The sequence below is a fragment of the Streptomyces sp. NPDC091387 genome, from assembly GCF_044756945.1.
GTDB lineage: Bacteria > Actinomycetota > Actinomycetes > Streptomycetales > Streptomycetaceae > Streptomyces.
In genome coordinates, this window is sequence record NZ_JBIVTZ010000052.1 from 1 (window position 1) to 1,557 (window position 1,557).

1 protein-coding gene is annotated in these 1,557 nt (G+C 68.7%); it reads left to right on the forward strand.

Going from position 1 to position 1,557, the window contains the following annotated elements; translation table 11 throughout:
- Positions 1-1,557: condensation domain-containing protein (locus ACIQM0_RS39315; protein WP_401296060.1), on the forward strand; the 1,557-nt coding region annotated here is incomplete at both ends.

Here is a 1,557-nt window from a genome sequence, read left to right on the forward strand (position 1 = left end):
ACCACCACCGAACACCTCATCACCACCATCTGGACACACATCCTCGGCATCACCACCATCGGCATCCACGACAACTTCTTCGCACTCGGCGGACACTCACTGCTCGCGACGCAGGTGACGTCCCGGATCCGGCAGCAGCTCGGCATCGACGTGCCGGTCCGCACCCTCTTCACTTCACCCACCCCGGCGACTCTGGCTGCCGCCATGCGTGAGCTGGCGACGGCCGACGAGGCGCCGCTCGTACCGGTCGACCGTACGGACGGTTCGCTGCCGCTGTCCTTCGCCCAGCAGCGTCTCTGGTTCCTCGATCAGCTGACGCCTGGAAGTGCCGAGTACCTGGTGCCCTTCGGCCTGCGCATCCGCGGCGAGCTCAACGCCAGCGCCTTGGGCACCGCGTTCACCGCTCTGGTGGCCCGGCACGAAATCCTGCGGACCCGCTTCGTCACCGACGACTCCGGCCGCCCGTCGCAGATCGTGGAGGCGCCGTGGTCGGTCACCCCGGTGGTGCACGACGTTCGGGCCGTCGCCACACCTGCGGACAGGGAGCGGACCGCGCAGGACATCATGGGAGCGGAAGCGCGACGCCCGTTCGAGCTGGATGGCGGACGGCTGCTGCGCGTGGACCTGGTCCGTGTCGCGGAGGACGACCAGTACCTCTTGATCACGCTGCATCACATCGTGTCTGACGGCTGGTCCTCCGGCATTCTGGCGCGGGAGCTGCGTGAGCTGTACGCCGCGGCGCTGGCCGAGCGCGAGGTGTCGCTGCCGGAACTTCCGGTGCAGTACGCGGACTTCGCTGTCTGGCAGCGTGACCGGCTCACCGGCGAATTCCTGGACGAGCAGCTGACGTACTGGCGGGAGCGGCTGGCCGGCGTGCCGGTGCTGGAACTGCCCACGGACCACGTACGGCCTCCCGAGCGCGAGGGCGCCGCAGGGAACACCGTGTACTTCTCGCTGCCGGCCGAGGTGGCGGAGCAGCTGCGATCGACGGCGGGACGGCAGGGCGCGAGCCTGTTCATGACGCTGCTGTCGCTGTTCCAGGTCGTGCTGGCCCGTTACGGCCGCCAGGACGACATCGCGGTGGGCACCCCGATCGCGGGCCGCAACCGCGCGGAGACCGAAGACCTGATCGGCTTCTTCGTCAATACGCTGGTGATGCGGACCGACCTGTCCGGCGACCCCACGTTCGCCGAGCTGATCAACCGGGTCAAGGACACGGCACTGGGCGCCTACGACCACCAGGACCTGCCGTTCGAACGGCTCGTCGACGAGCTGGCCCCGAACCGCGATTTGTCGCGCAACCCGCTGTTCCAGACCCTGTTCGTGTTCCAGAACACTCCGGACGGGGACGCGTGGAGCCTGCCGGGACTCGACGTCGAGCAGGTCGGGGTGGGCGGCCAGGACGCGAAGTTCGACCTTCAGCTGACGGCGGCGGAGTCGGGCGGTGAGGTACTGGCGGCGCTGGAGTATCGGACGGATCTGTTCGATCGGGCGCGGATCGAGCGGATGGCCGGCCATCTCGCCACCCTCGCCGCTTCCGTGGCAGCCACTCCTGAC